Origin of the sequence: Gordonia alkaliphila (assembly GCF_023017165.1) — a bacterium.
GTDB lineage: Bacteria > Actinomycetota > Actinomycetes > Mycobacteriales > Mycobacteriaceae > Gordonia > Gordonia alkaliphila.
Genome location: NZ_JALKBW010000002.1, coordinates 152002 through 164354, shown reverse-complemented (window position 1 = coordinate 164354; position 12353 = coordinate 152002). Strand labels below are relative to the sequence as shown.

The 12353-nt window shown below is 62.0% G+C and carries 14 protein-coding genes; 6 read left to right on the top strand and 8 right to left on the bottom strand.

Annotated elements, in window-relative coordinates; genetic code table 11:
* Window positions 1-222 precede the first annotated feature (222 nt).
* The 3 genes from MUG78_RS17680 to MUG78_RS17670 are packed head-to-tail and all read left to right on the top strand — an operon-like array spanning window position 223 to window position 5094.
* A complete protein-coding gene (locus MUG78_RS17680; protein WP_246997574.1) occupies window positions 223-771 on the top strand; it encodes an outer membrane protein assembly factor BamD in 549 nt (182 codons plus the stop codon).
* Window positions 764-4060: a DEAD/DEAH box helicase family protein gene (locus MUG78_RS17675; protein ID WP_246997573.1), complete on the top strand. Its 3297-nt coding sequence runs from the start codon at window positions 764-766 to the stop codon at window positions 4058-4060. The genes MUG78_RS17680 and MUG78_RS17675 overlap by 8 nt, the downstream gene beginning before the upstream one ends.
* Window positions 4057-5094, top strand: coding sequence for an Eco57I restriction-modification methylase domain-containing protein (locus tag MUG78_RS17670; RefSeq protein ID WP_246997571.1), 1038 nt, complete (start codon window positions 4057-4059; stop codon window positions 5092-5094). Before MUG78_RS17675 ends, MUG78_RS17670 begins: the two co-directional genes overlap by 4 nt.
* A gap of 99 nt (window positions 5095-5193) precedes the next feature.
* Here MUG78_RS17670 and MUG78_RS17665 read toward each other — a convergent pair whose 3' ends face one another.
* Both MUG78_RS17665 and MUG78_RS17660 read right to left on the bottom strand, forming a co-directional pair.
* Window positions 5194-5520 (bottom strand): hypothetical protein, encoded by a 327-nt coding sequence (locus MUG78_RS17665; protein WP_246997569.1) that lies wholly within the window; start codon window positions 5518-5520, stop codon window positions 5194-5196.
* 27 nt (window positions 5521-5547) lie between these two features.
* The gene (locus MUG78_RS17660; RefSeq protein ID WP_246997567.1) at window positions 5548-5889 is read right to left on the bottom strand and encodes a hypothetical protein; all 342 of its coding nucleotides are present in this window, start codon (window positions 5887-5889) and stop codon (window positions 5548-5550) included.
* A gap of 266 nt (window positions 5890-6155) precedes the next feature.
* Here MUG78_RS17660 and MUG78_RS17655 point away from each other — a divergent pair, with 266 nt between their 5' ends.
* Window positions 6156-6992: a restriction endonuclease gene (locus MUG78_RS17655; protein ID WP_246997565.1), complete on the top strand. Its 837-nt coding sequence runs from the start codon at window positions 6156-6158 to the stop codon at window positions 6990-6992.
* Window positions 6993-7002: 10 nt separating this feature from the next.
* On the opposite strand, the gene MUG78_RS17650 is transcribed toward MUG78_RS17655, so the two are convergent.
* Entirely contained in the window at window positions 7003-7212 is a 210-nt protein-coding gene (locus MUG78_RS17650) for a hypothetical protein (protein ID WP_246997563.1), read from the bottom strand.
* Between the two features lie 185 nt (window positions 7213-7397).
* On the opposite strand from MUG78_RS17650, the gene MUG78_RS17645 reads away from it, so the two are divergent.
* On the top strand, window positions 7398-7742 hold the full coding sequence (locus tag MUG78_RS17645) for a hypothetical protein (RefSeq protein ID WP_246997562.1): 345 nt from the start codon (window positions 7398-7400) through the stop codon (window positions 7740-7742).
* A gap of 30 nt (window positions 7743-7772) precedes the next feature.
* Here MUG78_RS17645 and MUG78_RS17640 read toward each other — a convergent pair whose 3' ends face one another.
* On the bottom strand, window positions 7773-8045 hold the full coding sequence (locus MUG78_RS17640) for a hypothetical protein (protein WP_246997559.1): 273 nt from the start codon (window positions 8043-8045) through the stop codon (window positions 7773-7775).
* A gap of 249 nt (window positions 8046-8294) precedes the next feature.
* Between MUG78_RS17640 and MUG78_RS17635 the strand changes: the two genes are divergently transcribed.
* A complete protein-coding gene (locus tag MUG78_RS17635) occupies window positions 8295-9155 on the top strand; it encodes a hypothetical protein (RefSeq protein ID WP_246997557.1) in 861 nt (286 codons plus the stop codon).
* Window positions 9156-9331: 176 nt separating this feature from the next.
* Here the strand turns inward: MUG78_RS17635 and MUG78_RS17630 are convergent, their stop codons facing one another.
* From MUG78_RS17630 to MUG78_RS17615, 4 genes are all read right to left on the bottom strand, one after another.
* Window positions 9332-9577 carry a hypothetical protein gene (locus tag MUG78_RS17630; RefSeq protein WP_246997555.1) on the bottom strand — a complete coding sequence of 82 codons (246 nt, stop codon included), beginning with the start codon at window positions 9575-9577 and terminating at the stop codon, window positions 9332-9334.
* Between the two features lie 26 nt (window positions 9578-9603).
* Window positions 9604-9852 carry a hypothetical protein gene (locus MUG78_RS17625; RefSeq protein WP_246997553.1) on the bottom strand — a complete coding sequence of 83 codons (249 nt, stop codon included), beginning with the start codon at window positions 9850-9852 and terminating at the stop codon, window positions 9604-9606.
* 15 nt (window positions 9853-9867) lie between these two features.
* Entirely contained in the window at window positions 9868-10023 is a 156-nt protein-coding gene (locus tag MUG78_RS17620; protein ID WP_246997551.1) for a hypothetical protein, read from the bottom strand.
* 987 nt (window positions 10024-11010) lie between these two features.
* Window positions 11011-12345, bottom strand: coding sequence for an ISL3 family transposase (locus MUG78_RS17615; protein ID WP_246997549.1), 1335 nt, complete (start codon window positions 12343-12345; stop codon window positions 11011-11013).
* Between the last annotated feature and the right edge of the window lie 8 nt (window positions 12346-12353).

Here is a 12353-nt window from a genome sequence, read left to right as displayed (position 1 = left end):
TGCAGAAATTGGAGTAGATGTGTCGCCATCTCTAGATGACCGGTTCTCCGACTTGCCGGACAGGCTGGCCGGCAGGCCCTCAGCCGCGACCTCCGTTGCTCTCCACAGGCTCCCCCGGAGGCACAAGTGACGCAGACGCTTGTCGAGGAACAGACGGTGAAGTCCCGGCACCGAGTCAGGACCTACGGAGAGGTCTTCACTCCGCGTCATTTGGTCGACCTCATGCTCGACTTGGTCCGTGACGAGGTGGAGTCCGGACCGGACTTCGTCGATAAGACCTTCCTTGAGCCCTCCGCCGGAGACGGCAACTTCCTCGCGGCGATCTTGCGCCGCAAGCTCCGTGCGATCGAGCAGCGGTACCCGACCGCGAAGTGGTCTCAGGAGTCTCTGTTCGCCATCGCATCGATCTACGGCGTCGAGCTGCTTGAGGACAACCACCAGGAGGCGAAGGCGGTCATGCTGGCCGAGTTCCTCAGCTTCCATCAGTCCCACGGAGTTCCAGTCGGCGCCGACACTGACTTGTACCACGCGGCGCAGTTCCTCATCGCTACGAATATCGTCTGCGGCAACATGCTCACTGGCCAGACCCTCACCGGCCAGGACATTCAGTTCTCGTGGTGGAACCGTGTAGCCGGATCGCCCGGGTTGGTGCATCGTGAACCGTTCACCCTCGTGTCGTTGCACGGCGACGCCATCGACTTCACCACCTACGACAGCTACCAGGCGTGCCGGATCGATGAGGTCCACAAGGAAATGAGGGCCGATGTCTAGTCCGAGAATCAGCACGTTCCGTCAGATCAAACCGCTGATCTACTCCTGGACGACACCGGACATCCCCAAGTACGCCGGTTGGGAGAAGATCGGGTACACCGAGCTGGAGAGCGCAGACGACCGGATCTCCCAGCAGGCGTCCCAACTGTCCGTCAAGAAGCAGACAGCGTGGGTTCGACAGGCTCTGTTTACCTCCGTAGCCGGCGGGCGCTTCACAGACCGGGACTTTCACGCGTATCTCAAGCAGCAGGGAGTGGAGCGTGAGATCACGCCTAAGCGCACCGAATGGCACCACTTTGCCCCGGCGCCTAAGACGTCGTTGGAGTACCTCAACGACTTTGCGGGCCAGGACTTTCCGGAGCTGCCGAGCCGCTGCAGGGAAGACGACTACCTGCTGCGCCCCGAACAACAGGCTGCCGTCGACCAAGCCGTCGGGGCCTTCGAGTCCGGCCGGAAGGAGGTTCTCTGGAATGCCAAGCCGCGGTTCGGTAAGACGCTGACGGCTTACCACTTGATGCGGTCTTTGGACGTCCGACGCGTCCTGATCGTCACCAACCGTCCCGCGATCGCGAACTCTTGGTTCGACGATTTCGAACGCTTCATCGGCCACCAGACGGAGCTCCGCTTCGTCTCAGATTCCCCGTCGCTGGCCGACCGGCTTCCCATGTCACGTGAGCAGTGGCGCGTCTACTCCCTGAACCATCAGAGCGAGGAGCCGCGCGTCGTCGAGTTCCTCTCGCTGCAGGATTTGAAGGGATCGCAGTACTTCGGAGGCCCCTACGACAAGCTCAAGCACATCGCCCAGTTTGACTGGGATCTGCTGGTCATCGACGAGGCGCACGAGGGCATCGATACCACCAAGACCGACGTCGCGTTCGACCAGATCCATCGAACCTGGACCTTGCACCTGTCGGGCACCCCGTTCAAGGCTCTGGCGTCGGGCAAGTTCAACCAGGACCAGATTTTCAACTGGACTTACGAGGACGAGCAGACGGCACGGGAGGAATGGGCGGACGGCACCCAGGAGAACCCGTACGCGGCGTTACCGACGCTCAATCTGCTGACCTACCAGATCTCGCGGATGATCACCGACCGCCTGGCCGAGGGGGTCACCGTCGGCGAGGACGCGGCGAACATCGATTACACCTTCGATCTCAACGAGTTCTTCGCGACCAAGACCAGCGGGTTCTTCGAGCACGAGGCTGAGGTCACCCAGTTCCTCGACTGCCTCACGACCAACGACAAGTACCCGTTTTCTACGGCCGAGTTGCGTGACGAGATTCGTCACTCCTTCTGGCTACTCAACCGCGTCGCCTCCGCGAAGGCGTTGGAGAAGCTGCTCAAGAAGCACCCCGTCTTCGCTGACTACACGATCATCCTGGCCGCCGGCGACGGTAAGAACGGCGACGAGACAGACGTGGGCGCTGCAGGCAAATCCCTCGACAAGGTGAGGGCTGCCATCGCGGAGGCCGAGGCGATCAACGGCAAGACCATCACCCTGTCGGTAGGACAGCTGACCACCGGTGTCACGGTGCCCGAATGGACCGCGGTCATCATGCTGTCCAACCTTTCTTCCCCTGCGCTTTACATGCAGGCGGCGTTCCGGGCACAGAACCCCTGTACATTCGAACGCTCGGGCATGGTCTTTCAGAAGCAGAACGCGTATATCTTCGATTTCGCACCCGAGCGTACGCTCACGGTCTTCGACGCGTTCGCCAATAACCTGCGCCAGAATCCTGCGGGCGACCCAGGCGTGCGGCAGGAAAACATCCGCCGGCTGCTGAACTTCTTCCCGGTTCTCGGGGAGGACGCCGAAGGCCGGATGATCGAACTCGATGCTGCCCAGGTCCTCACGTTCCCGCAGGTGTTCAAGGCGCGCGAGGTCGTGCGTCGCGGGTTCCTGTCCAACCTGCTGTTCGCCAACGTATCCGGCATCTTCCGATACTCCGAGCATGTCCAGAAGATCCTGGACAAGCTCCCGACGGCGAAGCAGGGGAAGATCACGACCGGGCAGAGCATCGAGATCCCCCATCCGCCCCCCGTCACCGACCCGGACGGCAACGTCCAGGTTGACGTGGAGACTGTCATCAACCCCAAGGTCGCTGAGCTCGGCAAGCCTGTCTACAGCAAGGAGGAGATCACGGCCGCGCTCTCGGAGAAGCCGGAACAGGCAGCAGCGCGAATCGCGACGTCGGTGATTGAACAGGGCCGCCAGAAGCGCCAGGAGCTGAAGGACGCCTACGGCCTCACAGCCGGCCAAGTCAAACGTGACGAGCAGCGCACCGAACAAGCCGTCAGAAGGAAGGTCGAGCGGGCCTACGCCGATCGCACGATCGCCGGCAAGCACCTCGACGACGAGCTAGCCAGTGCGGCAACCGAGGCCGAGGCACAGGCCGTCGAGGCTAAGAAGTCCGCAACGGATGAGGCATTCAAGAAGGACATTCTCGATATCGTCGAGGAGACGATGGAGTCGATGGTGCCCGAGATTGTCACGCGCGAAGAGACCAAGAAGGAGCAGAAGAAGGCCAATCAGACGATGGAGGAAGCTCGCGCTCACCTTCGCGGCTTCGCACGAACTATTCCGATGTTCTTGATGGCCTACGGAGACCGCGATATTCGTCTCTCCAACTTCGACGACTACACACCCGATGACGTTTTCGAGGAGATCACCGGGATCACCGAGGCGGAGTTCCGTCTCCTACGTGACGGCCAAGAGGTCTTCGACGAACACGGAGCCGTTTCTACTACCATCCCAGGCTTGTTCGACGAAGCCGTATTCGACCAGGCCATTCAGGAGTTCCTGGACAAGAAGGAGGAACTCGCGGACTACTTCAGCCCACCCCAGTCCGAGAACATTTTCACCTACATTCCCCAGCAAAAAACATCGCTCGTATTCACCCCACAATCAGTGGTCACGATGATGGTCGATGAAGTGGAAGCAGCGAACCCCGGGATCTTCTCCGATCCGACTAAGACCTTCGCGGACGTGTTCTCTACAGCAGGACTATTCCTGATGGAGATCGTGCGCCGCCTCAACACAGGCCTTGCCACCATCATCCCCGATCAGGACGATAGGCTTCGCCACATTCTCACCACCCAAATATTTGAAATGAGCCATGACAGAATCCTCCACGCCATCACCATCGAAGCCGTGAGTGGCGGCGTCCCCCAACGCAAAGCCTGGATCAGGGATTCCGGCCATTTCAAGGTCGGTAACATCACCGCTATGAACCCGGACGATCGCCAGGAAATAGTGGACGGCATGCTGACGGAAGGCACCGCGCAATGAGCAAGAAGTTTGACGTCGTCATCGGCAATCCGCCCTACCAGGACGAGCTGATCGGCGATAACGAAACCAAGCGCCCTCCGATGTACCACCTTTTCATGGACGCGGCGTTCGAAATTTCTAAGCAAACGGTGTTGGTGACTCCGGCCCGTTTCCTTTCTAACGCCGGCCAGACCCCCCGATCATGGAACCAGAAGATTCTGGCCGACGAACATCTCCGAGTGGCACTGTTTGCACCCGAGTCATCAGACATCTTTCCCGGCACGGACATCGACGGCGGGATAGTCGTAACCTATCGTGACGCCACGCGCACCATTGGCCCTATCGGCCATCATTCACACGTTCCGCCCGCATTGAAGGAATTTATCGTCACGAACGTTTCAGCTCCATCGCTGGCTACCACTATCACCGAGCACCCGTGCAGCTGGAGGCCACAGGTATTCGCCGATCACCCCGACCTGAAAGGCCGCATTCCCGCCTCCAGCGGACTTCGACTCAAGACCAATACATTCAAACGAATGGCAGAGGTCTGCCTAGCGTCCGAACCTGATGATGGACACTCATACGTCCAGATCCTCGGCCGATTGAACGGAAAACGCGCAACGCGGTGGGTACGCCGCGACTATCTCGAAACGCCGGACGTCGTTGACGCGTTCAAAGTGATCATCGCCAGCGCCGATGGAGCAGCCGCACAGTCGGGCCGAGTCCTGGGAATGCCGTCAGTCGCAGCGCCTGGCACCGGCTTCACCCAGACATACCTAGCTATTGGACAATTCGACAGCAAGGCAGAGGCCGAGGCGTGCGCAAAGTATGTGACGACCAAGTTCGCTCGGGCAATGCTCAGCGCCCTAAAGGCAAACAGTAAGCACAACTCGGCAATCAGATGGAATTACGTCCCAATGCAGGACTTCGGGCCGGATTCAGACATCGACTGGTCCCGTTCTGTCCCGCAGATAGATCAGCAGCTGTACGCGAAGTATACGCTCGATCCGGCCGCGATCAGCTTCATCGAGACCGAAATCGAAGCTCTTGCGTAAACCGCGCTCCCATTCGCGGATAGCTCCGCCTGCCCCAAATCGGCGCGCAGCAGAACGGGACGCCGGGCATTACTGGACCCCGGGCGACTTCGACGAACCCTAGCCACGCACTTCGATAACTCCGAACGAATTCGGGTCGGAAGGAGTGTATCCACCGGGCCAGCTCAAGGACTCCGGGGCACGTATTGCGCGCAGCCACGCAGCAACAGTTTCTAGGAGCTCATCGTCGGCGTCGTCGTTCTCCTCGATCCATTCCTCGATGTCCTCTTGACTCCGCTCCATGCGATCTCCGACGTCAAGGGGGATCAACCCGTCGAGCTCCATGGTGTAGTTCCCTCGCATGCTCAGCTCGTCGACCAGCTTGGATAGTGTTGTGTCAGTGGCTGGGTCGTAGACCTCAACCCTGAACTGTGCTCGTACTCCCACAGTGGTACCTCGCCTTTCCGATTCGTGCTACTGCCGCGGGGCCGCGTCAGCTACGTGAAGCGCGTCCTTCACCTGATCGGACAGGATGATTCGCGGGTTGATCTGCCGGGCGATTTCCAGCAGCTCGTTACCGACTCCCTGTCCGAAGTACGGCAATGCCACGGCATGCCGTTCAGACAGTCCTCCGAGTTTCGACAGATTGGTCGACGGCTCCCAATGCAGGTATCCCACGAACGGTTCCCCGACGTCGGTGGTTCCTACGTTCGTCACAGGAGCGGCATAGCACCACACACTGTTCGCCTTCACGTAGAAGTGGGCAACATGCCCGGCGAATGACACCGTGCTCCACGGTTCCGACTGTTCCTTCATCTCGTTTTCTCCTGTGCTTTTCATGGTCGGCGAACCCTAACAATCGGCCCGGACAGTCCGGCGGCATTGCGCCGACACCCCGCAAAGCCCGATCCCGGGGCTGGCGGGTCACCGCCAATGGCGCCGCACTTTGAGTTGGCTTTGGGGGAGGTGACAGGCTGTCATCTCCCCCAAAGCCGCCTCAAAGGGGCGCCGGCCGCCGTCCGCTCAGGACCGCGGCTCTGCGATACTCCTTGTGACCATCTGCACCCGTGAGGAGACGGCTGTTGTCGAACCGGGCGAACGCCGACTACGCCGAGCATGTTGCCGCGGTAATCATGCGCGGCGGCCTTGGCTTTCCTGACGCACGCTCGACCCAGCGCAGCAACGACGGTGGTTTGGATGTCGTCGCGACGCAGGGCGTCGCGCAGGTGAAGTGGCAGTCGGCCAAGGTTGGCCGGCCCGCGGTGCAGAACCTCGTCGGCGCAGCCCACAACCGCGGCGGAGCGCGGCTGTTCTTCTCCGGCTCCGGCTACTCCCCGCAAGCTCTGAAGTACGCGGAACAGGCTGGCGTCGAGTTGTACTCCTTCGACCTGTCTGGGAGACATACCGCTATCAGTTCGGCCGCCAGCCGCCGCATGCTCTGGGTCCAGCAGACTCAGTGGACTTGGCACCAGGAAGCGGCCCGGAACGACGGCGGGTTGGTCTGGAAACTCGTTCACGAGACGATTCGTTATACCCAGCAGCACTGGGGCAGGATCCGCAGCCAACGGGAGGCCCAGCGCACGCAGGCCCGGGCGCGGCTTCTCACGCTGGGGCGGGGAGACCCGGGCCGGACGCACCCTCAGTCCCTGGCTCACGACCGTCGAGTGGTCACCCTGTCCCGGCGGGCACTGACTCTCATCGGAGTGGTGCTCACGGCGTATCTCGCTGTGCTAATTGCTCTCACGGGGCTATTTCTCGCGGCATTTCCGCCAGATGGGATCCCGCGCGTGGTCGCGCTTGTGCCGATAGTGCTTGCTGTGGGGTTGGGCTTCGTCGTCTCCCTAGCGGTCGCCGATCTTCGCTCGACGGTTGTGCTTCCCGATCACCTTGAGGCACGGGGAAGCTCGCCCGGCCGCTAATCTCCCTCGCTCAGAGGCGCAGCTCCCCTGCTCGCGGCTGGCGAACCTTCCGCTCGATGCGGTCGATGACGAGCCCAGTCCGGTGAATCTCGATGGTCTCGCCCTTGTAGGAATCTGGAAGCGTCGCGACCTGTTGCCGACAGTCATCCCAGGTTCCCGCGAAGACGCGCGTGGTACCAACGGTCACGTCGTACTGCGGCTCTACCCGATTGTCGATCATGCTGTTCCCCTTTGAGTCTGGGCGCCCCGGGCGCGCGTTGGTGCGCTCCCGTCAGGCCAGGCACCACCCGACGGCGTCCGTGCCTCGGCCCGGCTGCGAGCAGAATGGCACACCGGCCCGACAATGCAGGCGCCGACCAAACAGTCCCCCGGACGCTGTCTGGGCGCATTGTTACCGTCCCGGCCATGACCTACACCGTGATCCCCTTCCAGTACCGATCCTCGTCGAACGACAAGTACCCCGGCGCGATCTATTTCCCCGGCGAGCTGTGGCCGAAGGACATTGCCTTGATCTCTGAGTGCTGCGAAGGTCCGAGCATGCTGTTCGTTCCCGATCAGATCGATGTCGACTCGTCAGGGCAACCGCTGCACGACGAATCGTGGTGGCACGAACTGTTTCTCGAGTCGGCTTACACCGTCGATGAACGTCCCACGTTCAGTCCGGACATCACCGTCACCGGAACCTCGATCGAAGTACTACGCGAACGGTTCAAGGAGGTCGCCAAGTCTGGTTGGCACCCAGACCTGTAGGTCCCTCCCGCCGGGGGCAGGGCTTACTCCCTAAACGCGGACGTAGTCGCCCAATTCGTTAGCGTCTGCTGCGATCGTCCCCTCACGCAGGGTCCGCCACAGGATGTGTCCGTCGACCACGCTGGCGGCAATGTCGACGAGCTGATCCAGATCGGCGTCGGTGTCGAACTCGACGATCAGCCCGAAGAGCATGTCCTCGGCGTCCTGGTGGAGGTCCCGAACGGCGTAGCCGGCGGCGGCGACATTGTGCAGGAACGTCGCGCTGTCCACCTCTGCCTCCGCGCGGTACACCATGGTCGTCATCGTTGTTCCCCTATCGATCTGGCCCCAGCGACAGGGCCTCTGATTGGGGCGTTCGGTGCCCCGCACTCACCGTAGAGACCTCCCCCGACAGCGACGCGGATCGATCCCCAAGACGGGCCTGCCCATTCCGCCTTGCGTGGCGTGTCCACCCGGCGACGCGAACGTGGCTCGATGCAGATGCGGGTTTACCCATCGCGGCCGTCCTGGTGCTGCGATACTGCCTGAAATTTCCTTGGGCATAGGAGCACGATGGCAGAGGCTAGTGACCAGCAAGGCAGCGCCAAGAAGGCCGCTCTGATTGCGATCGCGATCGCCGGCACCGCAACCCTCCTGGCCCAACTCGTCTGGGGAACCGGAACTTACGTCATCGCGACGGCCAAGTCCTGGATCTGGCCTGAACGGATGGCTGTTCAGGTTCAGTCTCTGCCCGGGGAGGACGGGCTCGGGGCCTGGGTTTCGGACCAAACCCTCACTGTTCGCCCCTCCGCGTCCGACTACGGGTTCCCGGGAAGCGACGTTGCGCTGAAAGTGCCGCGGCCGGCAACCGCGGGCCCGAACGGGGAGCGCGACACCGAGTACTTCGCGACAGTGTTGGCGTTCGACTTGAAAAGCGGGTTCAGCGAACCGGTGAAGGTCACCTCGATCGAGTACATCGACTTCGACCAGAGGCCCGCCCCCGATGGGACTGTGATGTATCTGTGGCCGCAAGGAGATCAACGCAAGGGCCAGTTCGGCATCGATCTGACATCAGGTGTCGATTCCACGGCCCGCAGCATCGACGAACGGGAGATGTTCGGAGATCCATACACGTCCACCAACACCGTGACGTTGACGAATTCGGAGTATGTCGGACTCCGAGCCAAGCTCTTCGCGCCGGAGAACACCGACACCCGTTTCCGGCTACGATTTCACCTCGACAACAACAAGAGCGTTGTCGTCGACAACAAGGGCCAGCCGTTCCGAGTCGTGACCTTCCCACGGTCGGCCCACCGTGCGTACACGATGACCAGGCTCCGCTCCGGCAGCCAACTCGGCATTTACGAGTGCCGATGGAGGCAAGGCTGCATGGACATGTTCGCCAACGCGCTCCGCTGGTCCGGCCCGAACTAGGCGAACGGACGCTCCCCGGACTCGGCGCCATCGGCCCGGGTCGGACCTGCCCGGGCACCCTGCAGTCTCGTTCGGTCTAGTCCCCGGGGGGGCGATTGCTCCGGGGAATCTGCATGTTCCGGAGCTCTGGGGCGCCCCTCGGCGACGCCACCCAGCGAGGGGGGTGGTCAACCTGATCATCGACGCACTGAGACACCGGGGTGTTTGCGCATGAGGTCGATAACCTCCGCGGTGGTGGTGGGACTGTCGAACATCTCCAGCTTGTTGCCGGCGTAGTGAAACACGCTGATCGATGTTTGGCCGTTGCTCAGGTACAGGTGCCGGTCGGTGAGTTCGGTGATGACGTGTCCGGTTTCCTCCGCGCCGTCGGCGATGGCCTGCAGGTCGTCGTTCCAGTAGCTGGGGGTGGCGATGTTGATCATCAGGTTCCTCTCTGTGTGGGGGGCGGTCAGCTTGGTGCGGTTTCGGTCTCGTAGATGCAGACTGGTTCGGGGTTGAAGTGTCGAACGATCGTGATTCCCTGGGCGGCGAGGTCCGCGGCCAGGTCGTCGAAGTCGGTTACGTCGACGTCCCGTTCCCGCGCGTCGCGGATGCGGGCGACCAGTTCATCTCGGGCGACCGGGGAGTTGAAGCTGAAGCATTCGTCGCGGCCCGCCCCTTCCCAGGAGTATTCGAACAAGGTGCTGCTCTCGGCCATGATGGGTTCCTTCTGCTACCGGCCGCGCGGGCTGGTCACGGCGGGCCACTCCGGCTCGCTCAACGCGGCGGCGACGTCGTAGCTGTTGTCGACGGTGGTGCCGTCGGGGGCGGTCAGAGTGATGTAGAACGGGCCGCGCCAGTCCTTCACCCACTGTGCCCTGATCCCCATTAGGCGTCCATACCAGCTCTTGGTCGGAATACTCGAATACGTGGGCCACTAACGCGCAGTCGCCAGCAGCGGCCACCTTCTTTGCTTCAGCGAGATCGTCGAAATAGGCGCCTACCCCCTCGACGTTTCGATCGACGAGAATATACCTACGATTTCAGACACGTAGAGTCCTTTCGATTTGTTCTGCGATTCCCGATAGGACCTGATTCTCGCAATGCAAGACGCCGAATGCCTTTCAAATCGACGATGTCGGCACCAATCCTGCAGGTCCCGCCAATCGAGGTGATATCACCGGAGACTACCTTGCCCCCTCGATTACCAGCTCAGCAGACAATGGACCGTCTGTCAGCAGGTCTTCAATCGCAGCCCTGACAAGCACCCCGTACGTACCGGCCCATTCGTCACAGTTGTGCCGCTCCACCACAATATTGAAGTCGCTCATCCGATTTCGCCATTCCTGATCAGTTCACGCAGCATTGTGGTGACGCTATCTGCGACCACTGTTCCGCTCGCAACACTTCTGCTTTCGCGCGGCATATCGCTATTACACAGCTCGCACATCCGCTGGCCACCGAGCTGCTGGATTTGCTGCCGTGACAGGCCTTCCCACTCGCCAGGGAGGTAACACGCTCCAGTGCTGATTAACTCAGGGCAAGCCAGCGTCGTATGCACCTCGCCCTTACTGTCCATGAGTACGACAGTTTCCTCCGGAATAGGGGGCGATATCGCATTTGGCACCGCTGTTCCGAATGCCTCTTCGCGTGCTCGCGCAAGGATACTGCGATCTATCCAGCTCATTCTTCGCCTTCCGTTAAGTGATACCTGCGGACGAACTTGGTGCCAGGTTAGGAAACTTCCGTTAAACGGCAGTGCTACCGCGCCGCACCATTCCGACTCTAGTCACCAATCAGATCGGCAGCAGTATATGTGTTTCGCCGATCCGCCAGCCGCAAGCGTACGTTGTCTTGTTCGTCGACGTAAACCGGCTCATCCCAATCGAGGGTGTAGTCGTGGTCTGAATCCGCCGGCCTCGAGCAGGGACCTGGCGATGTAATTGGTGAGGTTGCGGAACCCGAGTGCGGAGCCTCGGAGGTGCTCGAGTCGTCCGTTGATGGCCTCGGTCGGTCCGTTGCTAGTGCCGGGCCGGTCGAAGTAGGCGAGCACGTCGTCGGCCCGCTTCTTCAACGTCCGTCCGAGTTTGGCGACCTCGACCAGGGCCGGCGGGACGCCGGTGCTGACGGAGTCGATCAGCGCGGTCATCAGCTGGCGGCCGCAGCGGCGGTCTTCATGGCGGTAGGCGGCGATCATGCGCTGGTAGATGCCCCAGGTCGCCTCGACCTCGACATGGGCATCGCCGTGGATGGCGGGGTCGAACAGTCGCTGTAGTCGGTCGATCTGCTTGTCGGTGAGCAGGCCAGCGCCGGTGGCCAGGGTCCGCCGTGCGGAGTAGAGAGGGTCGTCCTTGCGGCCGCGGTGGCCGTGGATGGACTGCTGCACCCGGCGGCGACACTCATCGAGCGCCTCGCCAGCCAGGCGCGTGACGTGGAACGGATCCATCACGGTCACTACGTCCGGGAGTTCCTCAACCGCAGCGGTCTTGAAGCCGGTGAACCCGTCCATCGCGATCACCTCGATCCCCTCACGCCAGGCCTCGTCACGCTCAGTCAGCCAGGTCTTGAACGCCTGCTTGGAACGGCCTTCGACCATGTCGAGCAGCCGCGCAGGCCCAGTGCCGTCACGGACCGGAGTGAGGTCGACAATCACGGTGACGTACTTGTCACCGCGCCGGGTGTGCCTCCAGGCGTGCTCGTCGACCCCGACGACCTTCACACCGTTGAGACGGTGCTCGTCATCGATAAGAACACGCTTGCCCTCGGCGAGAACGGCGTCGTTGGCGGTGTCCCACGCGACGTCGAGCGCCTCGGCGATCCGGGCGATCGTCAGGTGCTGCACGACCAGCGCTTCGAGTGCCCACCGCAGCCCGCGGCGCGAGAGCCTCGCCCGCGGCTCGGCCGCCCGGGTAGTGTCTTGGCGCCAGACGTGCCCGCAGCCAATGCAGCGGTAGCGACGCACCGCGACCTCGAGGACGGTGGGTCGCCAGCCCAGCGGCTCATGTGCAAGACGCCGGACGACGGTGTCACGAGGAGTCCCTTCGGCGCCGCAGCGCCGACACCACTCGTCCGATGTGAGAACCCGGCAGGCCAGCACCGCTCGGCCGGGCTCGAGGCGTTGGCCGGTGACGACGAGGTCAAGCTCGTCGAGTCGGCAGAATGTGGTCAAGTCCGGGCAGGTGAAGCCCGCCCGGACGGAAGCGTTGGGCATGTCGACAG

Coding starts and splice junctions, on each gene's coding strand:
- MUG78_RS17680 (WP_246997574.1), top strand. CDS start 223: ATGCTCGACTTGGTCCGTGACGAGGTGGAGTCCGGACCGGACTTCGTC.
- MUG78_RS17675 (WP_246997573.1), top strand. CDS start 764: ATGTCTAGTCCGAGAATCAGCACGTTCCGTCAGATCAAACCGCTGATC.
- MUG78_RS17670 (WP_246997571.1), top strand. CDS start 4,057: ATGAGCAAGAAGTTTGACGTCGTCATCGGCAATCCGCCCTACCAGGAC.
- MUG78_RS17660 (WP_246997567.1), bottom strand. CDS start 5,889: ATGAAGGAACAGTCGGAACCGTGGAGCACGGTGTCATTCGCCGGGCAT.
- MUG78_RS17650 (WP_246997563.1), bottom strand. CDS start 7,212: ATGATCGACAATCGGGTAGAGCCGCAGTACGACGTGACCGTTGGTACC.
- MUG78_RS17645 (WP_246997562.1), top strand. CDS start 7,398: ATGACCTACACCGTGATCCCCTTCCAGTACCGATCCTCGTCGAACGAC.
- MUG78_RS17640 (WP_246997559.1), bottom strand. CDS start 8,045: ATGACGACCATGGTGTACCGCGCGGAGGCAGAGGTGGACAGCGCGACG.
- MUG78_RS17635 (WP_246997557.1), top strand. CDS start 8,295: ATGGCAGAGGCTAGTGACCAGCAAGGCAGCGCCAAGAAGGCCGCTCTG.
- MUG78_RS17630 (WP_246997555.1), bottom strand. CDS start 9,577: ATGATCAACATCGCCACCCCCAGCTACTGGAACGACGACCTGCAGGCC.
- MUG78_RS17625 (WP_246997553.1), bottom strand. CDS start 9,852: ATGGCCGAGAGCAGCACCTTGTTCGAATACTCCTGGGAAGGGGCGGGC.
- MUG78_RS17620 (WP_246997551.1), bottom strand. CDS start 10,023: ATGGGGATCAGGGCACAGTGGGTGAAGGACTGGCGCGGCCCGTTCTAC.
- MUG78_RS17615 (WP_246997549.1), bottom strand. CDS start 12,345: ATGCCCAACGCTTCCGTCCGGGCGGGCTTCACCTGCCCGGACTTGACC.